The sequence below is a fragment of the Marivivens donghaensis genome, assembly GCF_011806565.1.
Classification (GTDB): Bacteria; Pseudomonadota; Alphaproteobacteria; order Rhodobacterales; family Rhodobacteraceae; genus Marivivens; species Marivivens donghaensis_A.
Genome location: NZ_JAATOP010000002.1, coordinates 371,904 through 394,864 on the forward strand (window position 1 = coordinate 371,904; position 22,961 = coordinate 394,864).

The following is a 22,961-nucleotide window of genomic DNA, read 5'->3' on the forward strand; positions in this document are numbered from 1 at the left end:
ATCAGTCGTTGGGCTCAAGTGTTCTGGTCGGCCAGCAGGTTTTTCGCCATCCAGCCGGTTTCGCCCGACGAGATTACGCGAAGGTTGGCCCAGCCGCTTTCAACGGCAATGACTTCAACCTCGGTGCCCCGCGGCAGCGTGTCGATCACGCCAAAACGCGTACCCGGACCCTGACGCATGTTCACCCAGCTACCGTCAACAATATATGCGTCAACAGCGGGAGCTTCAGGCTCAACAGGTGCGGCTTCGGTCGTGGTCAGAGCAGCTTGCTGAACGACAGCTTCTTGCTCGACCGGTTTCGCTTGGACTTTGGAAAGCGAGACCGAACGGGTCGAAATAGTGGTTACCGGAGCGGTCGCCGCAGCGTGGGCGTCGGCCTGTGCGAGAATCTCCTCGCGGCTGGCGAAAATGCCACCCATGAGCGGAACGGACGCGCCGTCGATAGTGGATTGAGCAGAAGCAGTTTGAGCTTCGGCACGGGTCGCAGGAGTGAAGTCCGAACCACCCGAAAGTTCGTAGAAAGTGCCTCCAAGCAGGACGAGGCTTACAGCAACAATGGTGCGTTTCATGGCTATCCCCTAGCCTAGTATATCAGTTGGTAGAACAAGCGATCGGAACGCTGAATCGTTCCCAAGAAAATTCGGATATATTAATTGCAAGTGCGTCCGATTGGCTCGGCGGGGTCACGCTGCCAAGCGGGTCAGAGTGTCGTTCCGCCCTTGAAAAATAGGGGTATCGTTTTGTTCACGATTGAAATGACAAACGGATAGTGCATAGTATTCGAAAGTTAATTCGTGATCGGTTCGATGGTCTATTTACTCGTTCTTCTTGTCGCTGGCGTGGTCCCGTTGTTCGTCGGTTTCGGTATCGACGACGTTCAGGACGCCGAGGCAGGCGCTGATTTTGTCGACGATAGCGGCGACGCGCTACTTTCTGGGGCAGACATGGATTTTGCCGAGGACGAGGGGCTGTACGACGAAAGCCTCTGATCAATCATGAGCGCCGAAGAACCCGACTGCCCGATTACTGTCGTCATACCGTTTTATGACGAGACAGCCTTCTTGCCGGCTGCGGTCGAGAGTGTGATCGCGCAGGGGATCGATGGCATCGAGATTATCGTGGTGAACGACAATCCCGAGGTATTCGGCGAAGCGGCTTTTCACGGGCTGCAAGCGACGGTCATCCATCACGAATTCAATCGCGGTTTGTCCGCCGCGCGTAACTCCGGCATCGTGGCTGCTCGGGGGCGGCACATCGCGTTTCTGGACGCTGACGATTACTACCTGAGCGGCGGGCTAAAAGCGCAGTGGGAATATGCTGTGGAAACGGGCGCTGACATGACGCACGCCCAGACGTTGATGACGGCGGTAGGCAGTACGAAGACCGTCATCCTTCCCCGTGACCAGCGCCTGTTTCGCAAGTCCGGCGTGCGAGGCGGTCTGAGCAAAAGCGAGCGATGCCAGTTTATCGTTTCGAGCTGGTCCTGCGTCTACAGCGCGGATTTTCTTGCGCGGCACGCGCTCCGGTTTGACGAAGAGCAGCGCAAGTTCGAGGACCGCCTCTTCGTTCTGGGTGCCGTTTGCCGTGCGGAGACGATTGCCTATCTCGGGCGTCCCACGCGGGTCTGGCGCAAGCGGGCGGGGTCAATCTCGACCAGTTCGACGGGCTTTGACGAGCATGAACTTCAACTCGGGCTTATCGAAAAATGTACCACATTGGTGGTTGACCGCTCGGGGCATCATGGATTGCCTGAGCGCGTATATCAGCGCGAACTGTTCCAAGCGATCTCGCGGATCGTCTGGGATACGCGCCTGCTGGAGATGCTGGCGAAGGGCGGCGCTGAGTACGATCCACTGCGGGAGCGGGTGCTCAAGCTGGTACGGTCCGAGAAGCTGAAACCGCGAACACTGAGCGACACACTTGTCATGCGGATCAGTCGGATCGGAGAGCAAACGGCGCGTGGCTGCATCGAAGAGGGCGATTTCCTCGATATCGTCCGGTTTCTGCGCCAAGGGAAGTTTGACAGGGCATACAGCGTGGTGGCCCAAGAGCCGCCAATGTTGGAGAAAAAGCTGCCGGATTTGATCCTGCACCTCGGGCTACACAAGACAGGCACTACCAGCATTCAGAAATGGTGTCTGTCGCATCGTGATCAGTTGTTGGCGCGCGGTGTCCTTTTCCCGAAGGCCGGTCTGCCAGATGACTTTCGGCCGATCAGAGAGGGCGGCTTCCCAGGGCATCAAGAACTGATGAAGCCCAATGCAAGCGCTTGGGATGACCTGCGTCATGCGATTGCTGAGAGCAACTGCGAGACGGTGATCATCAGTTGCGAGAACATGCTGATGCCGCTGCGACCCGACCGCGAAAAACAGATTGCGGCGCTGGGCGTGCGGCTTCGGGAGTTCGCCAGTGTTCGTATCGTTGTGGGTGTCCGCCGGCCGGATGTCTGGCTTGATCGTTTGTATCGGGAGATCGTGTCGAACGGACATGGCGCAGGCGCGCGTTCAGTGGACGAATTCCTATGCGAGTATCAGAGGCAATTGCTTGATCTACCCAGTTTGCTTGGTCCGTTCGCGGCGCTAGGCGACATTGAGCTTATCGATTACGCCGACGGGCCGGTCGCTGGATTTGCGCGGATGTTCGATCTGACTGATGTTGGGACCGACCCTTCATATCCGTCACCCGATGCCCACGCCATCGCGGGCGCGCGTCTGATCAACGCTAGCCTGACCGACAAGCAAAGGCGGATAAGTGCGCTGCGGGAATACTTCCAGATCATAGAGTCGGAGGCGACGGGCCCGACTTTGCTTACTCGCCAACAACGGCGCGAGGCGGTTGAACTCTTCCGGCTGAAATCCGGCGACTGGGCGGCTGAGCGTGGGTACATGCCAGACTACGACGCCATGATTGCTGAAATCGAAGGTACTCCGGCGTTTCCGCTCCGCGACCTCCCGCAGCCGCAACTCGAACTCGCGCTGCGCAGTATCCAGCGAGCCGAAATCAATCATCCAACCAAGCGGCCAAGGCCAAAGAGCGCTCCGCCTTCGGTGACCCTCATGCTCCAACCATGGATCTGGCGCGTAATCCAATGGCTTCGCGGGCGCTAATTCACTCTGGAAACGGGGCGAGGCAGCGGCTAGACAACATCTATGACCGAAAGCTCCGAAGACCCCCAAATCGGCACCCCCGATTATTCCGAACCGCTTCGCCGCGCGATTGGTGAGCGTTACCTCACCTATGCGCTTTCGACGATTATGCACCGCGCGCTGCCCGATGCGAGGGATGGTCTGAAGCCGGTTCACCGCCGCATCCTTTATGCGATGCGCGAACTGCGTCTGGCGTCGAATGGCGGCTTCCGTAAGTCGGCGAAGATCAGCGGCGATGTCATGGGTAACTATCACCCCCACGGCGATACCGCGATTTACGACGCGATGGCCCGTTTGGCGCAGGACTTTGCCGTGCGCTATCCGCTGGTCGACGGTCAGGGTAACTTCGGCAACATCGACGGTGATAACCCTGCGGCGAGCCGATACACGGAAGCGCGTATGACGGCCCATGCCGAGGCGCTGCTCGAAGGGCTGAACGAGAACGCTGTCGACTACCGTCCGAATTACGACGGTACGCTGGAAGAGCCTGTCGTGCTCCCCGCTGCGTTCCCGAACCTGCTGGCCAACGGTGCGTCGGGTATCGCGGTCGGTATGGCCACGAACATTCCGCCGCATAACCTGCACGAGCTGATCGAGGCCTGTCTGCACCTCATCAAGTCGCCCGACGCGCGCGATGAGACGCTGATGCAGTACGTGCCGGGGCCGGATTTTCCGACGGGCGGTATCATTGTCGAGCCGCGCGATTCCATTGCCGAGACGTACCGCACGGGGCGCGGTTCGATCCGCCTGCGTGCGCGCTGGGAGATCGAAGATCTTGGTCGCGGTCAGTGGCAGGTGGTTGTCACCGAAATCCCGTATCAGGTCCAGAAATCCAAGCTGATCGAAAAGCTGGCCGAGGTCATACAGACCAAGAAGGTGCCGCTCCTTGCCGACGTGCGCGACGAATCCGCCGATGACATCCGCATCGTGCTGGAGCCCCGCGCCAAGACGGTCGAGCCCGAGATGCTGATGGGAATGCTGTTCAAGAACTCCGACCTCGAGTTGCGGTTCAGCATGAACATGAACGTGCTGATCGACGGTGTGACGCCGAAGGTCTGCTCGATGAAGGAGGTGCTGCGCGCCTTCCTCGATCACCGCCGTGAAGTGCTCTGCCGCCGCAGTCAGCACCGGATGGATAAGATTGACCACCGTCTTGAGGTGCTTGAGGGCCTGATTATCGCCTTCCTCAACCTCGACCGCGTGATCGACATCATCCGCTACGACAACGACCCCAAAGCCGCATTGATGGCCGAGGATTGGTCGATCAAGCGCAAGCGTGCGACCGACGAGACCGACTATGTCTCGCCGCTGCCTACGAAGGGTGAAGGCGAGCTGACCGAGGTTCAGGCCGAAGCGATTCTCAACATGCGTCTGCGCAGCTTGCGCCGCCTTGAAGAAATCGAACTGACCCGCGAGCGCGATGCGCTGCTCGAAGAGCGCGCTGGGCTGGTCGAACTACTGGCGGACAATGGTAAGCAGTGGGCGAAGATTGCCGAGGAGCTGCGCGAGACCCGCAAGCAGTTCGGCCATAGCGCCGAGCGCGGGAAGCGCCTGACGACCTTCGCCGATGCGGCCGAGGTCGAAGAAGTCCCGATGGAAGCGATGATCGAGCGCGAGCCGATCACGGTGATCTGCTCCAAAATGGGCTGGATCCGCGCGATGAAAGGGCACGTCAGCCTCGACACCGAATTCAAGTTCAAAGACGGCGACGAGGGCCGCTTCGCCTTCCACGCGGAGACGACGGACAAGATGATCGTCGTTGGCTCCAACGGACGATTCTACACTTTGCTTGGTGCGAACCTTCCGGGTGGTCGCGGCATGGGTGAGCCGCTGCGTCTGATGATCGACCTGCCGAACGACGTGGAAATCGTCGATATCCTCGTTCATCAGACCGGCCGCAAACTGCTCGTCGCGTCCTCCGAAGGTGACGGTTTCATCGTTCCCGAAGCGGAGGTTATGGCGCAGACCCGTGCCGGTAAGCAGGTGCTCAACGTCAAGGACGGCATCGTGACGCGCGTGGTGAAGCCGGTTGCGGGAGATACCGTCGCTGTCGTGGGCGAAAACCGCAAGGTGCTGGTGTTCCCGATCGAGGAACTGCCCGAGATGACGCGCGGCAAAGGCGTACGTCTGCAAAAGTACAAGGACGGCGGCCTTTCGGACGCCGCGACGTTCAACATTGCCGATGGCCTTTCGTGGTTCGATCCCGCCGGCCGCAAGCGGACGGAGACCGAGCTGGCAGAATGGTCCGGCAAGCGTGCTGGCACCGGACGAATGGCGCCGCGCGGCTTCCCGCGGGATAACAAGTTCAACTGATCACGGGCCGGCGGAAACGCCGGTTCTCGCGCCTTCGGGATGTCGTTTCGATGCAACATTCCGGCGGAGACGCGCCTGAATGCGATTTTGATCCCGGGATCGGCCCAAAGTCGTGCCGTTTTGACTAACTGACGCTTGATTTCCGCACGGTTTGCCAATACATCGCCCGCGATGTTGAACCGGGCCTTGATGCGGCCCCCGAACTCGGAAGGCGCCTTCTCAAATGGCTAAGGCAAAGTTTGAACGTTCCAAACCGCACGTTAACATTGGCACGATCGGCCACGTTGACCACGGCAAAACCACTCTGACGGCAGCGATCACCAAGTACTTTGGCGATTTCAAAGCGTACGACCAGATCGACGGCGCACCGGAAGAGAAGGCCCGCGGTATCACCATTTCGACCGCCCACGTCGAATACGAGACCGAAGCACGTCACTACGCACACGTCGACTGCCCGGGTCACGCTGACTACGTTAAGAACATGATCACCGGCGCTGCGCAGATGGACGGCGGTATTCTGGTTGTTAACGCAGCTGACGGCCCGATGCCGCAGACCCGCGAGCACATCCTTCTGGCTCGCCAGGTTGGCGTTCCGGCTCTGGTTGTGTTCATGAACAAGGTTGACCAGGTTGACGACGAGGAACTCCTCGAGCTCGTCGAAATGGAAATCCGTGAACTGCTGTCGACCTACGACTTCCCGGGCGACGATATTCCGATCGTAGCAGGTTCGGCTCTGGCCGCTATGGAAGGCCGCGATCCGGAAATCGGCGAAGAGAAGATCAAGGCTCTGATGGCTGCTGTCGACGAGTACATCCCGACTCCGGCACGTGCTGTTGACCAGCCGTTCCTGATGCCGATCGAAGACGTGTTCTCGATCTCGGGTCGTGGTACCGTTGTCACCGGTCGTGTTGAGCGCGGTGTGATCAACGTTGGTGACGAAATCGAGATCGTGGGTATCCGCGACACCTCGAAGACCACCTGTACCGGCGTTGAAATGTTCCGCAAGCTGCTGGATCGCGGTGAAGCTGGCGACAACATCGGCGCCCTGCTGCGCGGTGTTGACCGTGAAGGCGTTGAGCGTGGCCAGGTTCTGTGTAAGCCGGGTTCGGTCAAGCCGCACACCAAGTTCGAAGCCGAGGTCTACATCCTGACCAAGGAAGAAGGCGGCCGTCACACTCCGTTCTTCGCGAACTACCGTCCGCAGTTCTACTTCCGCACCACCGACGTCACCGGTACCTGCATCCTGCCGGAAGGCACCGAGATGGTCATGCCGGGCGACAACCTGAAGCTTCAGGGCGAACTGATCGCTCCGATCGCTATGGAAGAAGGCCTGCGCTTCGCGATCCGCGAAGGCGGCCGCACCGTTGGTTCGGGCGTTGTCTCGAAAATCATCGAGTAATTCGGACCAAAATCCGGACTACAAGAAGGGTCGCCAATAGGCGGCCCTTTTTCGTGGCAGTAATTGCATTTGACCTCTTGATCTCCCCTCGGTCCTGCCGTAATCACCGCGTCGGCGTAGGGGTATAGCTCAGTTGGTAGAGCGACGGTCTCCAAAACCGTAGGTCCCGGGTTCGAGCCCTGGTGCCCCTGCCAGCCACCGCTACTAGACAGGTAGCCAGATGAACCAGTCCATCGATATCACACTGCACCTTGGCGCTCACAAAACAGCGTCCAGTCATTTGCAGCGCTCGATACTGGATCACGAAGAAGCGCTCATTACTTTCGGCACTCGGGTCTATGGCCCGCCCCATTTCCGCAACCGCGGTCGGTCGATCCCGACCCTGTTCGGGTTGCGTCCTTGGGGGAATCGCAAGCTCACCCGCCGTGAGCCGGAGGACCAGTTGCGCTTCATGGCCAAGGGTGATCCGCGCGTGTTCCTGACGGAGGAGAACTTTCTCGGACCGCTGCTGAATGCCGAAGGTGGCCTGTCGCTGCCGCTCTATGGTGAGGCCGCCTTGCGTATTCAGGCACTGGCTGACGCGGTGCCCAACGCTAAGCTGCGTGTCGCCCTCGCGATCCGCGAGCCGCACAGCTTTCTGGGCTCGGCATACTCGCAAGCGCTGTTCGCAGGCCGTATCTTGCAGCCGGACGAGTTCATTGCGGCGAACGCGCCAGCGGATGTCGACTGGCTGCGTCTCTGTCGTGAGATCGCGGGTGTTGCGGAGCTCGCTGAGTTGATCGTCTGGCGGTACGAGGACTACGGCCTGCTTTTACCGACAATTGTCGACGAATTGTTGGGGCGGGGCGCGAGCGATATCGTGCAGGCTCACCCCAAGGCACTCCACACCGGCCTCTCGCGTGACGCGCACCAGCGGGTGATAGAGCTAGCAGGCGGCGATTTTGAAAATCTGGCGATGACAGCGCGCCATGAACTGCCGATTGGGCCCGACAATCCGCCGTTCAGGCTCTTCGCGCATCCTGACACCAGCGCTTACCAACGGCAGGTCGAAGCGATCCGCGCGTTACCGAATGTGCGCTTTCTGGAGCCCTGATCCAGTGACTTTGCCGCGAAGGCTTGAAAACAGGGGCGGAGTTGCGTAAGTCCCGCCCGATCAGACAGAGGACTCACCTAATGGCCCGGACCAATCCGATTCAGTTTATCCAGCAAACCCGTGCTGAAATTGCCAAGGTTGTCTGGCCGTCACGCCGTGAAGTCGTCATGACCACCGCAATGGTGCTGTTCATGGTCATTCTGCTGGCAGTGTTCTTCTCGCTGACCGATCTGATCATCCGCTTCGGTCTCTACGATCTGATCCTGAAGCAGTAAGCCCTTTAAGGGAAACAGGCTTTCACCCCTTGCCAGCAGTGGCTTGGGGCGGTATGAGCCGAAAACTCCGGAAGGGCGTGCGGCGAATCGCGTTGCGCGCCGATTTTCTATTTTCCGGGAACTTGCGGATAAGCCGCTAAAGAAATTGGAATAAATGCCCTTGTGCGGGGCTGTTTACGGCGAGGTGTCGGAGAATATGGCGAAACGGTGGTACTCGGTTAGCGTTCTCTCGAACTTCGAAAAGAAGATCGCCGAACAAATCCGCGCCAAGGTCGAAGAGCAGGGTCTCGAAGACCAGATCGACGAAGTTCTGGTTCCGACCGAAGAGGTCATCGAGGTTCGTCGCGGTAAGAAAGTGCCGACCGAACGCCGGTTCATGCCGGGTTACGTTCTGGTGCACATGGAAATGTCGGACGAGGGATATCATCTCGTCAACTCGATCAACCGGGTCACCGGTTTCCTTGGCCCGCAGGGTCGTCCGATGCCGATGCGCGATGCAGAGGTTCAGGCGATCCTAGGCCGCGTCGAAGAAGGTCAGGAAGCTCCGCGTGTGGAGATCCGCTTCGAGATCGGCGAGAAGGTCAAAGTCAACGATGGCCCGTTCGAAGGCTTCGATGGCATGGTCGAGGAAGTAGACGAAGACAATCAGCGCCTGAAGGTGACTGTCTCGATCTTTGGCCGCGCTACGCCGGTCGAACTGGAATTCACTCAGGTCGCCAAGCAGGCCTGATTGACCTCGTGGGAGGCTAGCGGGCGCGCCCGTGATGCCGGACCACACAACTGAACTCCGCCCACGCGTGGTGCGGATGTTGGAAGAAGGAGAGGCCCAATGGCCAAGAAAGTAATGGGGCAGCTCAAGCTGCAAGTCCCCGCTGGCGACGCAAAGCCGGCACCGCCCGTCGGTCCGGCTCTGGGTCAGCGCGGCATCAACATCATGGAATTCTGCAAGGCGTTCAACGCCAAGACTGCAGACATGGACAAAGGCGCTCCGTGCCCGACCGTGATCACCTACTACCAGGACAAGTCGTTCACCTTCGAGATCAAGACTCCGCCTGCGTCGTACTACCTGAAGAAGGCTGCAAACCTGAAGTCGGGTGCGAACAAGCCGGGTAAAGAGACCGTTGGTAACGTCACCGTTGCTCAGGTTCGCGAAATCGCTGAGGCCAAAATGAAGGACCTCAACGCCAATTCGGTAGAAGCCGCTATGCAGATCATTCTGGGTTCGGCACGCTCCATGGGCATCGAGGTAAAGTAAGATGGCAAAACTCGGTAAGCGCACCGTTGCAGCTCGCGCTGCATTCGAAGGCAAAGAAAACCTGTCGGTCACCGAAGCTGTTGCTCTGGTGAAGGACAACGCCAAAGCCAAGTTCGACGAAACCGTTGAAGTTGCACTGAACCTCGGCGTTGACCCGCGTCACGCTGACCAGATGGTTCGTGGCACTGTCAACCTGCCGAACGGCACCGGTAAAAGCGTTCGCGTTGCTGTTTTCGCTCGTGGCGACAAGGCTGAAGAAGCCAAGGCTGCTGGCGCAGACGTTGTTGGCGCAGAAGACCTGATGGAAACCGTACAAGGCGGCAAGATCGACTTCGATCGCTGCATTGCTACCCCGGACATGATGCCGATCGTCGGCCGTCTGGGTAAGGTCCTCGGCCCGCGCAACCTGATGCCGAACCCGAAGATCGGTACTGTAACCATGGACGTTACCGAAGCTGTTAAGGCAGCCAAGGGCGGTCAGGTTCAGTTCAAGGTCGAAAAAGCCGGTGTGATCCACGCTGGTATCGGTAAAGCATCGTTCGACGCTGCTGCTCTCGAAGAAAACCTGAAGGCTTTCGTCGACGCAGTTCAAAAAGCCAAGCCGGCTGGTGCCAAGGGTGCCTACATGAAGAAAGTCTCGATCTCCTCGACCATGGGGCCGGGCGTATCGGTTGACGTTACTTCGGCTACCGGCAACTAAGAATTTTCGCCGCTACGGCGGTGAAATGGCAGGGCTGGAAGCGGCCCTGTCCTGTCCGAGACGGAGGGTGGGGGAAACCTCATAAATCCTTCCTGAGATGGGAAACGAGATTTGGATTTCCGTTCTACGAACGGGCGATTCTGGCCTCGGGACCCTGAAACGGACCCGAACGGCCCCCAAGACTTGGGGGTCAACATGAGCCGGGGGAAACCCCAAACTTGGAGTGGAACTGTGGATAGAGCCCAGAAAGAGAAAGTGGTCGAGGAACTCGGCCAGATCTTTGAAAGCTCTGGCGTCGTGGTGGTTGCCCGCTACGAAGGCATGACAGTTGCTGAAATGCAGGACCTCCGCGCGCAGATGCGCGATGCGGGCGGTGCTGTACGCGTTGCCAAGAACAAGCTCGCCAAGATCGCCCTCGAGGGTAAGCCGTGCGAAAGCATCGGTGACTTCCTCACGGGCATGACCGTACTCACCTACTCCGAAGATCCGACTGCTGCTGCACGGGTTATGGATAAGTACGCCAAAGGCAACGACAAGCTCGTTATCCTTGGCGGTGCTATGGGTGAAACGGCCCTGGACCAGGCTGGTGTCAAAGCTGTGGCCCAACTGCCGTCGCGCGAAGAGCTCATCGCTCAGATCGTGTCGTGCATTGGTGCACCCGCTTCGAACATCGCCGGTGCCATCGGCGCGCCTGCTTCGAACATCGCCAGCATTCTCTCGACCATCGAAGAGAACGCTGCGTAAGCAAATTGTCTGTCCTCGTAGGGTCTTGCACCCGCACGTTGGAATACACATCTTAAACGAACGGAAAGCATAAAATGGCTGATCTGAAGAAACTTGCTGAAGAGATCGTAGGTCTGACCCTTCTCGAAGCACAGGAACTGAAAAACATCCTGAAAGAAGAGTACGGCATCGAGCCGGCAGCTGGTGGCGCCGTAATGGTTGCTGGCCCGGCTGGCGACGCTGGTGGCGCTGCTGCTGAAGAAAAGACCGAATTCGACGTCGTCCTGAAGGACGCCGGCGCTTCGAAGATCAACGTGATCAAAGAAGTTCGCGGCATCACCGGTCTTGGCCTGAAAGAAGCCAAAGAGCTCGTAGAAGCTGGCGGCAAGGTCAAAGAAGGCGCTGCGAAAGCAGAAGCAGAAGAAATCAAAGCCAAGCTGGAAGCAGCTGGCGCCAAGGTCGAACTGGCCTAATTGGTTTCTTCAGGGCGCGGATGCGCTCTGGATATCAGGCTGGGTTCGCGGTTTCGCGAGCCCAGCCGAACCTGTCTCAGAAGGTGGCATTTTATGAGCCATCTTCTCGGGTAGGTTCCAATAGTCGGGAGGCCCCCCTTGGGAAGGGGGCCAGGAATAGACTGGAACCCCCTTCTCAATGGGAGACTGCCGCGGCCCCGGCGACATGATCCCGCAGAGATCGAAAGGTGATGACGCACATGGCTCAGAGCTACCTTGGCCAGAAACGCCTGCGTAAATACTACGGCAAAATTCGTGAAGTACTGGAGATGCCGAACCTGATCGAGGTTCAGAAATCTTCGTACGACCTTTTCCTCCGCTCGGGTGACGAAGACACTCCGCGCGATGGTGAAGGCATCAAAGGTGTTTTCCAATCTGTTTTCCCGATTAAGGACTTCAATGAGACTGCGGTTCTCGAGTTCGTAAAGTACGAGCTTGAAAAACCGAAGTTCGACGTTGACGAGTGTATGCAGCGCGACCTGACCTACTCGGCGCCGCTGAAAGTTACGCTTCGCCTGATCGTATTCGATGTCGACGAAGACACCGGTGCGAAGTCGGTCAAAGACATCAAAGAACAAGACGTCTTCATGGGCGACATGCCCCTGATGACTCCGAACGGTACGTTCATCGTCAACGGTACCGAGCGTGTGATCGTATCCCAGATGCACCGCTCGCCAGGCGTGTTCTTCGACCACGATAAGGGCAAGACCCACTCGTCGGGTAAGCTGCTGTTCGCATGCCGCATCATTCCCTACCGCGGCTCGTGGCTCGACTTCGAATTCGACGCCAAGGATCTCGTCTACGCACGTATCGACCGTCGCCGTAAACTTCCGGTCACCACCCTGCTGTACGCACTGGGTCTCGACCAGGAAAGCATCATGGATGCTTACTACGACACCGTCGAATTCTCGCTCGACAAGAAGGCGCACGGCTGGGTCACGAAGTTCTTCCCGGAACGGGTGCGGGGTACCCGTCCGGCGTATGACCTCGTTGACGCTGACACCGGTGAAGTCATCTGCAAGGCAGGCGACAAGGTTACGCCGCGCGCCGTCAAGAAACTCATCGACGAAGGTAAGGTCACCAAGCTTCTGGTGCCGTTCAACCATATCGTCGGTAAGTTCATTGCCGAGGACGTCATCAACGAAGAAACCGGTGCGATCTATGTCGAAGCAGGTGACGAGCTCACCCTCGAGGTGGACAAAGACGGCGAAATCATCGGTGGTACCGTCAAGGAACTGATCGACGCCGGCATCACCGATCTTCCGGTTCTAGACATCGACAACATCAACGTCGGTCCGTACATCCGCAACACCATGGCTGCCGATAAGAACATGAACCGCGACACCGCGCTCATGGACATCTATCGCGTCATGCGTCCGGGTGAGCCGCCGACCGTTGAAGCTGCTTCGAACCTCTTCGACACCCTGTTCTTCGATAGCGAGCGCTATGACCTCTCGGCTGTTGGCCGCGTGAAGATGAACATGCGTCTCGCACTCGACGCGGAAGACACCCAGCGTACCCTGCGCAAGGAAGACATCATTTCCTGCATCAAGGCGCTGGTTGAGCTACGCGACGGTAAGGGCGAAGTCGACGACATCGACCCCCTCGGTAACCGCCGTGTCCGTTCGGTTGGCGAACTGATGGAAAACCAGTACCGCGTCGGTCTGCTCCGCATGGAGCGCGCGATCAAGGAACGTATGTCCTCGGTCGAGATCGACACTGTCATGCCGCAGGACCTGATCAACGCGAAGCCGGCTGCTGCCGCTGTGCGTGAATTCTTCGGTTCCTCGCAGCTTTCGCAGTTCATGGACCAAACCAACCCGCTTTCGGAAGTCACCCACAAGCGCCGTCTTTCGGCTCTTGGACCGGGCGGTCTGACCCGTGAGCGTGCAGGCTTCGAAGTTCGCGACGTTCACCCGACCCACTACGGTCGTATGTGTCCGATTGAAACGCCGGAAGGTCCGAACATCGGTCTGATCAACTCGCTGGCTACCTTCGCTCGCGTCAACAAGTACGGCTTCATCGAAACCCCGTACCGCAAAGTTGTCGAAGGCAAGGTTTCGGACGACGTGTCGTACATGTCGGCCACCGAAGAGATGCGTCACACCGTAGCTCAGGCCAACGCGACCCTCGACGAAAACGGCGTTTTCCAGAACGAACTGGTCAACACCCGTCAGGCCGGTGAATACACCCTCGCTCCGCGCGAGTCGGTCGACCTCATCGACGTTTCGCCGAAGCAGCTGGTCTCGGTCGCTGCATCGCTGATCCCGTTCCTCGAAAACGACGACGCTAACCGCGCTCTCATGGGCTCGAACATGCAACGTCAGGCAGTTCCGCTGCTTCAGGCATCGGCTCCGCTCGTCGGCACCGGTATCGAAGGCAAGGTTGCGATCGACTCCGGCGCTGCGATCACTGCACGCCGCGCTGGTATCATCGACCAAGTCGATGCGACCCGTGTTGTTGTTCGCGCGACTGCCGACCTCGAAGTTGGTGACCCCGGCGTTGACATCTACCGTCTGCGCAAGTTCCAGCGTTCGAACCAGAACACCTGCATCAACCAGCGTCCGCTGGTGAAGGTAGGCGACACTGTTGGTAAGGGCGAAGTCATCGCCGACGGTCCGTCGACCGATATGGGCGAACTGGCTCTGGGTAAGAACGTCATCGTCGCGTTCATGCCGTGGAACGGTTACAACTACGAAGACTCCATCCTGATCTCCGAACGTATCGTGAAGGACGACGTATTCACCTCGGTTCACATCGAGGAATTCGAAGTCGCTGCACGTGACACGAAGCTCGGGCCGGAAGAAATCACCCGCGACATCCCTAACGTCGGTGAAGAAGCGCTGCGTAACCTCGACGAGGCCGGCATCGTTTACATCGGTGCGGAAGTCGGACCGGGCGATATCCTCGTCGGTAAGATCACTCCGAAGGGCGAAAGCCCGATGACGCCGGAAGAAAAGCTTCTGCGCGCCATCTTCGGTGAAAAGGCTTCGGACGTCCGTGATACTTCGCTGCGCCTGCCGCCGGGTGACTACGGTACCGTTGTGGAAGTTCGCGTCTTCAACCGTCACGGCGTCGAGAAAGACGAACGTGCGTTGCAGATCGAGCGTGAAGAAGTCGAACGTCTGGCACGTGACCGTGACGACGAGCTCGCAATTCTCGACCGCAACATCTACGCCCGTCTCAAGTCGATGATCCTCGGCAAAGAGGGTGTCAAAGGTCCGCGCGGCTTCAAGTCGGGTTCGGTTATCACCGAAGAGACCCTTGGCGAACTCAGCCGCGGTCAGTGGTGGCAGCTGGCTCTGAAGGACGAAGACGATGCGAAAATCGTTGAAGCCCTGAACGAGCAGTACGAGATCCAGAAGCGCTCGCTCGACGCACGCTTCGAGGACAAGGTCGAGAAGGTCCGTCGTGGTGACGATCTTCCGCCGGGTGTCATGAAGATGGTCAAGGTCTTCATCGCCGTGAAGCGCAAGCTTCAGCCGGGCGATAAGATGGCAGGTCGTCACGGCAACAAGGGTGTTATCTCCCGCGTTGTTCCGATCGAAGACATGCCGTTCCTTGCCGATGGTACTCCGGTCGACTTCGTGCTGAACCCGCTGGGCGTTCCATCGCGTATGAACGTCGGTCAGATCCTTGAAACCCACATGGGTTGGGCATCGCGTGGTCTGGGTCTCCAGATCGACGAAGCTCTGGACGAGTACCGTCGCTCGGGCGACATGACCCCGGTTCGTGACGCGCTGAAGATCACCTACGGTGACGACGTCTACGAGGAAGGCTTTGCCGATCTCGAAGAGCAGAAGCTGCTGGAACTCGCAGGCAACGCCCGTGGCGGTGTTCCGATCGCGACTCCGGTATTCGACGGTGCCAAGGAAGCCGACGTCAACGACGCGCTTGCGCGTGCTGGCTTCGACACCTCGGGTCAGTCGGATCTGTTCGACGGCCGTACCGGTGAAAAGTTCGCCCGTCAGGTGACTGTCGGCGTGAAGTACCTGCTCAAGCTGCACCACCTGGTTGACGACAAGATCCACGCTCGTTCGACCGGACCGTACTCGCTCGTCACCCAGCAGCCGCTTGGTGGTAAGGCGCAGTTCGGTGGTCAGCGCTTCGGGGAAATGGAAGTCTGGGCTCTCGAAGCCTACGGCGCTGCATACACCCTGCAGGAAATGCTCACCGTCAAGTCGGACGACGTTGCCGGCCGTACCAAGGTCTACGAGTCGATCGTCAAAGGCGAAGACAACTTCGAAGCCGGTGTTCCGGAATCGTTCAATGTTCTCGTCAAAGAAGTTCGGGGCCTCGGCCTCAACATGGAACTCCTGGATGCGGAGGACGACGAGTGAGGCGTTCGCGCCTCATTCACCTCCCCCTTGTTATGTAAGGACATCAAATGAACCAGGAACTGACCAACAACCCGTTCAACCCGCTGACCCCGACCAAGGCGTTCGACGAAATCAAAGTTTCGCTCGCTTCGCCGGAACGGATCCTGTCGTGGTCGTACGGTGAGATCAAAAAGCCCGAAACCATCAACTACCGTACGTTCAAGCCCGAGCGTGACGGTCTGTTCTGTGCGCGTATTTTCGGCCCGATCAAGGACTACGAGTGCCTTTGCGGTAAGTATAAGCGCATGAAGTACCGCGGCGTCGTCTGTGAAAAGTGCGGCGTCGAAGTTACCCTCCAGAAAGTCCGCCGCGAGCGCATGGGCCACATCGAACTGGCCGCTCCCGTCGCACACATCTGGTTCCTGAAGTCGCTCCCGAGCCGCATCGGTCTCATGCTCGACATGACCCTGCGCGACCTCGAGCGTATTCTGTACTTCGAAAACTACGTTGTAATCGAGCCGGGTCTGACCGACCTGACTTACGGCCAGCTGATGAGCGAAGAGGAATTCCTTGACGCGCAAGACACCTATGGCATGGACGCGTTCCAGGCCAACATCGGTGCTGAAGCTATCCGCGAGATGCTCTCGATGATCGACCTTGACGCGACTGCCGAGCAGCTGCGTGAAGAGCTGAAGGAAGCCACCGGCGAACTAAAGCCTAAGAAGATCATCAAGCGCCTGAAGATCGTTGAATCGTTCCTCGAGTCGGGCAACCGTCCCGAGTGGATGATCATGACCGTCATTCCGGTCATCCCGCCGGAACTGCGTCCGCTGGTTCCGCTCGATGGTGGCCGTTTCGCGACTTCGGATCTCAACGATCTGTATCGCCGCGTGATCAACCGTAACAACCGTCTCAAGCGTCTGATCGAACTGCGCGCGCCGGACATCATCGTCCGCAACGAAAAGCGTATGCTTCAGGAAGCCGTTGACGCCCTGTTCGACAACGGCCGCCGTGGCCGCGTCATCACCGGTGCCAACAAGCGTCCGCTGAAGTCGCTCTCGGACATGCTGAAGGGTAAGCAGGGTCGCTTCCGTCAGAACCTTCTTGGTAAGCGCGTAGACTTCTCGGGTCGTTCGGTCATTGTGACCGGCCCGGAACTCAAGCTGCACCAGTGTGGTCTGCCGAAGAAGATGGCGCTCGAACTCTTCAAGCCATTCATCTACTCGCGCCTTGAAGCCAAAGGTCTGTCCTCCACCGTGAAGCAGGCCAAGAAGCTCGTGGAAAAAGAGCGTCCGGAAGTCTGGGATATCCTCGACGAGGTTATCCGCGAACACCCGGTCATGCTGAACCGTGCGCCTACGCTGCACCGTCTCGGCATTCAGGCATTCGAACCCACACTGATCGAAGGTAAGGCTATCCAGCTTCACCCGCTCGTCTGTTCGGCATTCAACGCCGACTTCGACGGTGACCAGATGGCTGTCCACGTTCCGCTGTCGCTCGAAGCCCAGCTCGAAGCCCGCGTTCTGATGATGTCGACGAACAACGTTCTGTCGCCGGCAAACGGTGCACCGATCATCGTTCCGTCGCAGGATATGGTTCTGGGTCTGTACTACACCACGACCCAGCGTGACGGCATGGTTGGTGAAGGCATGTCCTTCGCTTCGATCGAAGAAGTAGAGCACGCTCTGTCGGCTGGCGTCGTTCACCTGCACTCGAAGATCACTGCTCGTATGAAGCAGATCGACGAAGAAGGTAACGAAGTCATCCAGCGCTTCGAAACCACTCCGGGCCGTCTGCGCCTCGGTCACCTTCTGCCGCTGAACGCGAAGGCTCCTTTCAGCCTCGTGAACCGTCAGCTGCGTAAGAAGGAAGTCCAGCAGGTCATCGACACCGTCTACCGTTATTGCGGTCAGAAAGAGTCGGTTATCTTCTGTGACCAGATCATGACCATGGGCTTCCGCGAAGCTTTCCGTGCTGGCATTTCGTTCGGTAAGAACGACATGGTCATCCCCGAAACCAAGTGGACCCTCGTTGACGAGACCCGTGAACAGGTCAAGGACTTCGAACAGCAGTACATGGACGGCCTGATCACTCAGGGCGAGAAGTACAACAAAGTTGTCGATGCCTGGTCGAAGTGTAACGACCGCGTCACCGAAGCCATGATGCAGACCATCTCGGCGAAGCACTACGACGAGAACGGTTCCGAAAAAGAGATCAACTCGGTCTACATGATGGCCCACTCGGGTGCTCGTGGTTCGGTCACGCAGATGAAGCAGCTGGGCGGCATGCGTGGTCTTATGGCCAAGCCGTCGGGCGAGATTATCGAAACGCCGATTATCTCGAACTTCAAAGAAGGTCTGACCGTTCTTGAGTACTTCAACTCGACCCACGGCGCCCGTAAGGGTCTGTCGGATACCGCTCTGAAGACCGCGAACTCGGGTTACCTGACCCGTCGTCTCGTTGACGTCGCTCAGGACTGTATCGTTCGTGAAGTCGACTGTGGCACCAACCGCGCGATCACCGCAGAAGCGGCTGTGAACGACGGTGAAGTTGTCGCCTCGCTGGGCGAGCGCGTTCTGGGCCGTGTTTCGGCCGATGACGTTCTGCGTCCGGGCACTGACGAAGTCATCGTCAAGGCCGGCGAGCTGATCGACGAACGTAAGGCAGACATGATCGAAACCGCTAGCGTGCAGAAAATGCGCGTCCGCAGCCCGCTCACTTGTGAGGCTGAGGATGGCGTATGTGCGCAGTGTTACGGTCGTGACCTCGCTCGCGGTACCCGCGTGAACATCGGCGAAGCTGTCGGTATCATCGCCGCTCAGTCGATCGGTGAACCGGGCACCCAGCTGACCATGCGTACCTTCCACATCGGTGGTGTTGCGCAGGGTGGCCAGCAGTCGTTCCTCGAAGCTTCGGTCAACGGTAAGGTCGAGTTCCGCAACGCCAACATCCTGACCAATCAGGCTGGCGAGCAGATTGCTATGGGTCGTAACATGGTCATCGCCATCATGGGCGAAGACGGTGAAGAGCGCGCCCTGCACAAGATCGGCTACGGTACGAAGATCTTCCTGTCGGATGGCGCTGATGTCAGCCGCGGCGACAAAATGTTTGAGTGGGACCCCTATACCCTCCCGATCATCGCCGAGAAGACCGGTAAGGCTCGCTACGTCGACCTCGTCTCGGGCATCTCCGTTCGCGAAGATACCGACGATGCAACCGGCATGACCCAGCGTATCGTTTCGGACTGGCGTTCTGTACCGCGTGCAAGCGACCTCAAGCCCGAGATCATCATCCTCGACTCCGATGGTGAACCGATGCGCAAGGACGACGGCAACCCTGTCACCTACCCGATGTCGGTCGACGCCATTCTGTCGATCGAAGATGGTCAGGACATCCATGCCGGTGACGTTATCGCGCGTATTCCGCGTGAAGGCGCCAAGACCAAGGACATTACCGGTGGTCTGCCGCGCGTTGCGGAACTGTTCGAAGCCCGTCGTCCGAAAGACCACGCTATCATCGCAGAGATCGATGGCTACGTCCGCTTCGGCAAAGACTACAAGAACAAGCGTCGCATCGCGATCGAGAGCTCGGATGATCCGGATCACAAGGTCGAGTACATGGTGCCCAAGGGTAAGCACATTCCGGTTCAGGAAGGTGACTTCGTCCAGAAGGGTGACTATATCATGGACGGTAACCCCGCACCGCACGACATTCTGTCGATCCTCGGTGTAGAGGCTCTTGCCAACTACATGGTGGACGAGGTTCAGGAAGTTTACCGCCTTCAGGGTGTTAAGATTAACGATAAACACATCGAGGTTATCGTTCGTCAGATGCTCCAGAAGTGGGAAATCCAGGACTCGGGCGACACCACGCTGCTCAAGGGCGAAACCGTGGACAAGGTCGAATTCGACGAAGCCAACGCCAAAGCGGAAGCCCGCGGCGGTCGTCCGGCAACCGGCGAACCGATCCTTCTCGGTATCACCAAGGCATCGCTGCAGACCCGTTCGTTCATCTCGGCTGCGTCGTTCCAGGAAACCACCCGCGTGCTTACCGAAGCTTCGGTTCAGGGCAAGCGCGACAAGCTGGTCGGTCTCAAGGAAAACGTCATCGTTGGTCGCCTCATTCCGGCAGGTACCGGTGGTGCTACCTCGCGTATCCGTCGCATTGCGACCGACCGCGACCAGGCAGTCATCGATGTTCGTCGCGAAGAAGCCGAGCAGGCTCTCCAGCTCGAGCACAATGCCGACAACGGTTCGGAGGGTGGCGAGGAGTAATCCTCTCCCCTACAGCAAATACAGAAGGCCCTCGCATCGCGGGGGCCTTTTGCGTTTTCGCACAGCGATAGAGGCTAGCGGGCGCCGCAATCCGCTGCTAGCGGTGCGGGAATGGATCACACGCTCGGCAACCGCCGCGGCGCGATGCTGATGGTTATCGGTGCCGCCGCTTTCACTTTGAACGACACCTGCCTCAAGGCGCTTTCAGCGCACTTGCCGCTGTTTCAGACGCTATTTTTGCGCGGGGTCGGAAATACCATCATCTTGGGTATGCTGGCTTTTGCCTTCGGACACATGCGGTTTTCCTACAGCCGTCACGACTGGATGCTCATCGGTATCCGTTCACTGGCCGAGGCCGTTGCTGCTGTGCTTTTCGTGACCGCGCTGTTCCACATGGAGCTCGCCAACGCGACGGCGATCATGCAGGCAATGCCGATTGTGATGACGGTGGTAGGGGCGCTTTGGCTCAAGGAGAAGGTCGGCTGGCGGCGGACGCTGGCGACCTTGGTCGGTTTCATCGGCGTGTTGATGATCGTCCACCCGGGGACCGACAACTTCAACATTTATTCGCTGTTTGCGCTTGCGACCGTCGCGACAGTTTCGATCCGCGATCTTGCAGCGCGCCGGATGTCGGCGAATGTACCGTCGATCTTTGCCGCATGGAGCGCAGCTTCGGCGGTTGCGATTGTGTGCGGCGCTGGTTCGATCTTCGAAGACTGGCAACCCGTGTCCGGCACGAGCGTGATCCTGCTGTTCGGCGCGATGGCCTTTGTGATGACCGGCTACATCATGTCCGTCATGGCGGTCAGGGTAGGGGAGATCAGCTTCGTCTCTCCGTTCCGCTACGCCTCGCTGCTGGTCGGGATCACGATGGGCTACCTCGTGTTCGGCGACCTTCCCAACGGTTTAGAATTTGCGGGTTGCGTCGTTGTCGTTGCCAGTGGTCTATTCATCCTGCTTCGTGAAAGGTCGTTGGAAAAGGAAGACTAGGTGGCAGTTCGGCAAATACAGGTGCTGGGGCTTTGCCGCTGGTCGTACCCTTCGCAACCCGGCGCGTTCAAATGGGACGGCGAAACCTTCGACGACTTGCTCACCCAGATCTACGATCCCGACCGCCTCGCGATGCGGCTGTTGTTCCTCGAACATGTCTGGCTTCCGTCTGTCCGTAGCCAGATCGACAAGGACTTCGAGATCGTCATGCTGATGGGTAACGACCTTCCGGTCGGGCCGGAGGTCGAAGCCCTCATCAAAGACATTCCGCAGATCAAGCCGGTGTACATGCCCACTGGGCGGAACCACCGCGAGGTCTGCAACGAGGTGATGATCGCCCACCGCGATCCTGACGCCAAGGTCATTGCGGAGTTCCGCCTCGACGACGACGATGCCGTCGCTTCGGAATTCGTCGCGATGGCGCGGAGCGAATTCCTCAAATTCCGCCCGATGTTCTATGACGCGACCCGCGTTGCGCTGGATTTCACGAGCGGTTTCGTCCTCGACGCAGGCGAAGACGTCACCGTGACGCCAGTCGATGCGCGTTGCTGGGTGCCAGGGACGGTGCAGTATTGCCGACCGCATAATCCGCACAGTCTCCTCGACATTCCGCACCTCGATATCTGGAAGCGGATGCCCGTCATGTCAGATGGCCGCGTGCCGATGTTTGTTCGCGGAAGTCACGCGGACAACGACAGCAATCTCCAACGCCGTTTACGCGAAAGTGATGGCACTCGGGCGTCTGACGAAGAAATTTCGACGATCCTGCAGGTGCGCTTCGGAATTGACATGCCTATGTTACGTTCTGCTTGGAAGAAGCACCAAGCCGGTTTGGCCGGACGGAGTTGACAGCAGTAGCGACTCTGCTTATAGGCCAGCCATCCGGGACACGGGGGGATTCCCTTTTGCCCGCATATCAGAGCTGAAGTGGACATGAACCGGGCTACTGCTGCCTTGTTCCTCTGGAAACCGACCGCATTGAACCTCCGGTAAGGGTTCGATTGCGGGCTTTTTGTGCTGGCGCATAGCTAGTGCACTTAGAGATAACCGCGGACCTACGGGGCCGCCTTGAGTGTAGGATAGGGACCAAAGCCCAATGCCAACGATCCAACAGCTGATCCGCAAGCCGCGTCAGCCTAAAATTGTAAAGTCGAAGTCGCAGCACCTCGAGCAGTGCCCGCAGAAGCGTGGCGTTTGCACCCGTGTGTACACTACCACCCCGAAAAAACCGAACTCGGCTATGCGTAAGGTTGCGAAGGTTCGCCTGACCAACGGTTACGAAGTCATTTCGTACATTCCGGGCGAAAGCCACAACCTTCAGGAACACTCTGTTGTCCTGATCCGTGGCGGCCGTGTGAAAGACCTTCCGGGTGTCCGTTACCACATCCTCCGTGGTGTTCTGGATACCCAGGGCGTCAAGAACCGTAAGCAGCGCCGTTCGAAGTACGGTGCGAAGCGTCCGAAGTAAGGAGATCACGAAATGTCGCGTCGTCACGCCGCTGAGAAACGTGAAGTTCTGCCCGATGCCAAGTTTGGCGATCGTGTAGTCACGAAGTTCATGAACAACCTGATGATCGATGGTAAAAAATCGGTCGCAGAAAAAATCGTATACAACGCATTCGACCGCGTTGAAGGCAAGCTGAAGAAGGCTCCGGTGGAAGTATTCCACGAAGCTCTCGACAACGTTAAGCCGTCGGTCGAAGTTCGTTCGCGCCGCGTTGGTGGTGCTACCTACCAGGTTCCGGTCGAAGTTCGTCCCGAGCGTCGCGAAGCGCTGGCTATCCGCTGGCTGATCGCTGCTGCGAAGAACCGTAACGAAAACACCATGGAAGAACGTCTTGCTGGCGAACTTCTGGACGCTGTTAACGGCCGTGGTACTGCCGTGAAGAAGCGCGAAGACACCCACAAGATGGCCGACGCGAACAAAGCGTTCAGCCACTACCGCTGGTAAGGAGTCCTACC

General features: G+C 58.5%; 18 protein-coding genes and 1 tRNA gene. 18 read left to right on the forward strand and 1 reads right to left on the reverse strand.

Annotated features, from left to right (window positions below; translation table 11 throughout):
* Positions 1-14: 14 nt before the first annotated feature.
* Positions 15-569: an SH3 domain-containing protein gene (locus HCZ30_RS04745; protein ID WP_167636842.1), complete on the reverse strand. Its 555-nt coding sequence runs from the start codon at positions 567-569 to the stop codon at positions 15-17.
* Between the two features lie 237 nt (positions 570-806).
* Between HCZ30_RS04745 and HCZ30_RS04750 the strand changes: the two genes are divergently transcribed.
* From HCZ30_RS04750 to rpsG, 18 genes are all read left to right on the forward strand, one after another.
* Positions 807-989, forward strand: coding sequence for a hypothetical protein (locus HCZ30_RS04750; protein WP_167636845.1), 183 nt, complete (start codon positions 807-809; stop codon positions 987-989).
* A gap of 6 nt (positions 990-995) precedes the next feature.
* A complete protein-coding gene (locus HCZ30_RS04755) occupies positions 996-3,107 on the forward strand; it encodes a glycosyltransferase family 2 protein (protein WP_167636848.1) in 2,112 nt (703 codons plus the stop codon).
* Positions 3,108-3,149: 42 nt separating this feature from the next.
* Positions 3,150-5,459: a DNA topoisomerase IV subunit A gene (locus tag HCZ30_RS04760; protein WP_167636850.1), complete on the forward strand. Its 2,310-nt coding sequence runs from the start codon at positions 3,150-3,152 to the stop codon at positions 5,457-5,459.
* 223 nt (positions 5,460-5,682) lie between these two features.
* Positions 5,683-6,858, forward strand: coding sequence for an elongation factor Tu (gene tuf, locus HCZ30_RS04765; RefSeq protein ID WP_167636852.1), 1,176 nt, complete (start codon positions 5,683-5,685; stop codon positions 6,856-6,858).
* A gap of 118 nt (positions 6,859-6,976) precedes the next feature.
* Positions 6,977-7,052 (forward strand) — tRNA-Trp (locus HCZ30_RS04770).
* A gap of 26 nt (positions 7,053-7,078) precedes the next feature.
* Positions 7,079-7,951, forward strand: coding sequence for a hypothetical protein (locus tag HCZ30_RS04775; RefSeq protein WP_167636854.1), 873 nt, complete (start codon positions 7,079-7,081; stop codon positions 7,949-7,951).
* Positions 7,952-8,031: 80 nt separating this feature from the next.
* Entirely contained in the window at positions 8,032-8,226 is a 195-nt protein-coding gene (gene secE / locus HCZ30_RS04780) for a preprotein translocase subunit SecE (protein ID WP_167636857.1), read from the forward strand.
* A 196-nt stretch (positions 8,227-8,422) separates the two neighbouring features.
* The gene (gene nusG, locus HCZ30_RS04785; protein ID WP_167636859.1) at positions 8,423-8,956 is read left to right on the forward strand and encodes a transcription termination/antitermination protein NusG; all 534 of its coding nucleotides are present in this window, start codon (positions 8,423-8,425) and stop codon (positions 8,954-8,956) included.
* Positions 8,957-9,055: 99 nt separating this feature from the next.
* The gene (rplK, locus tag HCZ30_RS04790; protein ID WP_167636862.1) at positions 9,056-9,481 is read left to right on the forward strand and encodes a 50S ribosomal protein L11; all 426 of its coding nucleotides are present in this window, start codon (positions 9,056-9,058) and stop codon (positions 9,479-9,481) included.
* Position 9,482: 1 nt separating this feature from the next.
* Positions 9,483-10,181 carry a 50S ribosomal protein L1 gene (gene rplA / locus HCZ30_RS04795; RefSeq protein ID WP_167636864.1) on the forward strand — a complete coding sequence of 233 codons (699 nt, stop codon included), beginning with the start codon at positions 9,483-9,485 and terminating at the stop codon, positions 10,179-10,181.
* A gap of 231 nt (positions 10,182-10,412) precedes the next feature.
* Positions 10,413-10,925, forward strand: a complete 513-nt coding sequence (rplJ, locus tag HCZ30_RS04800) for a 50S ribosomal protein L10 (RefSeq protein WP_167636866.1) — start codon at positions 10,413-10,415, stop codon at positions 10,923-10,925.
* A gap of 74 nt (positions 10,926-10,999) precedes the next feature.
* Complete coding sequence (gene rplL, locus HCZ30_RS04805; protein WP_167636868.1) at positions 11,000-11,377, forward strand: 50S ribosomal protein L7/L12; 378 nt, start codon at positions 11,000-11,002, stop codon at positions 11,375-11,377.
* 239 nt (positions 11,378-11,616) lie between these two features.
* The gene (rpoB, locus tag HCZ30_RS04810) at positions 11,617-15,756 is read left to right on the forward strand and encodes a DNA-directed RNA polymerase subunit beta (protein WP_167636870.1); all 4,140 of its coding nucleotides are present in this window, start codon (positions 11,617-11,619) and stop codon (positions 15,754-15,756) included.
* Positions 15,757-15,803: 47 nt separating this feature from the next.
* Positions 15,804-20,009 carry a DNA-directed RNA polymerase subunit beta' gene (gene rpoC, locus HCZ30_RS04815; protein ID WP_167636872.1) on the forward strand — a complete coding sequence of 1,402 codons (4,206 nt, stop codon included), beginning with the start codon at positions 15,804-15,806 and terminating at the stop codon, positions 20,007-20,009.
* 111 nt (positions 20,010-20,120) lie between these two features.
* Positions 20,121-20,999: a DMT family transporter gene (locus HCZ30_RS04820; RefSeq protein ID WP_167636875.1), complete on the forward strand. Its 879-nt coding sequence runs from the start codon at positions 20,121-20,123 to the stop codon at positions 20,997-20,999.
* Positions 21,000-21,848, forward strand: a complete 849-nt coding sequence (locus HCZ30_RS04825; protein WP_167636877.1) for a glycosyltransferase — start codon at positions 21,000-21,002, stop codon at positions 21,846-21,848. It abuts the gene before it with no gap.
* A gap of 247 nt (positions 21,849-22,095) precedes the next feature.
* Positions 22,096-22,467: a 30S ribosomal protein S12 gene (gene rpsL, locus HCZ30_RS04830; RefSeq protein WP_167636879.1), complete on the forward strand. Its 372-nt coding sequence runs from the start codon at positions 22,096-22,098 to the stop codon at positions 22,465-22,467.
* Between the two features lie 12 nt (positions 22,468-22,479).
* The gene (gene rpsG, locus HCZ30_RS04835) at positions 22,480-22,950 is read left to right on the forward strand and encodes a 30S ribosomal protein S7 (RefSeq protein ID WP_167636881.1); all 471 of its coding nucleotides are present in this window, start codon (positions 22,480-22,482) and stop codon (positions 22,948-22,950) included.
* The last annotated feature ends 11 nt before the right edge of the window (positions 22,951-22,961 follow it).

Excerpts from the sequence above, each read along its gene's own strand:
- HCZ30_RS04745 (WP_167636842.1), bottom strand. The coding sequence starts at position 569 with ATGAAACGCACCATTGTTGCTGTAAGCCTCGTCCTGCTTGGAGGCACT.
- HCZ30_RS04750 (WP_167636845.1), top strand. The coding sequence starts at position 807 with ATGGTCTATTTACTCGTTCTTCTTGTCGCTGGCGTGGTCCCGTTGTTC.
- HCZ30_RS04755 (WP_167636848.1), top strand. The coding sequence starts at position 996 with ATGAGCGCCGAAGAACCCGACTGCCCGATTACTGTCGTCATACCGTTT.
- HCZ30_RS04760 (WP_167636850.1), top strand. The coding sequence starts at position 3,150 with ATGACCGAAAGCTCCGAAGACCCCCAAATCGGCACCCCCGATTATTCC.
- tuf (WP_167636852.1), top strand. The coding sequence starts at position 5,683 with ATGGCTAAGGCAAAGTTTGAACGTTCCAAACCGCACGTTAACATTGGC.
- HCZ30_RS04775 (WP_167636854.1), top strand. The coding sequence starts at position 7,079 with ATGAACCAGTCCATCGATATCACACTGCACCTTGGCGCTCACAAAACA.
- secE (WP_167636857.1), top strand. The coding sequence starts at position 8,032 with ATGGCCCGGACCAATCCGATTCAGTTTATCCAGCAAACCCGTGCTGAA.
- nusG (WP_167636859.1), top strand. The coding sequence starts at position 8,423 with ATGGCGAAACGGTGGTACTCGGTTAGCGTTCTCTCGAACTTCGAAAAG.
- rplK (WP_167636862.1), top strand. The coding sequence starts at position 9,056 with ATGGCCAAGAAAGTAATGGGGCAGCTCAAGCTGCAAGTCCCCGCTGGC.
- rplA (WP_167636864.1), top strand. The coding sequence starts at position 9,483 with ATGGCAAAACTCGGTAAGCGCACCGTTGCAGCTCGCGCTGCATTCGAA.
- rplL (WP_167636868.1), top strand. The coding sequence starts at position 11,000 with ATGGCTGATCTGAAGAAACTTGCTGAAGAGATCGTAGGTCTGACCCTT.
- rpoB (WP_167636870.1), top strand. The coding sequence starts at position 11,617 with ATGGCTCAGAGCTACCTTGGCCAGAAACGCCTGCGTAAATACTACGGC.
- rpoC (WP_167636872.1), top strand. The coding sequence starts at position 15,804 with ATGAACCAGGAACTGACCAACAACCCGTTCAACCCGCTGACCCCGACC.
- HCZ30_RS04820 (WP_167636875.1), top strand. The coding sequence starts at position 20,121 with ATGGATCACACGCTCGGCAACCGCCGCGGCGCGATGCTGATGGTTATC.
- rpsL (WP_167636879.1), top strand. The coding sequence starts at position 22,096 with ATGCCAACGATCCAACAGCTGATCCGCAAGCCGCGTCAGCCTAAAATT.
- rpsG (WP_167636881.1), top strand. The coding sequence starts at position 22,480 with ATGTCGCGTCGTCACGCCGCTGAGAAACGTGAAGTTCTGCCCGATGCC.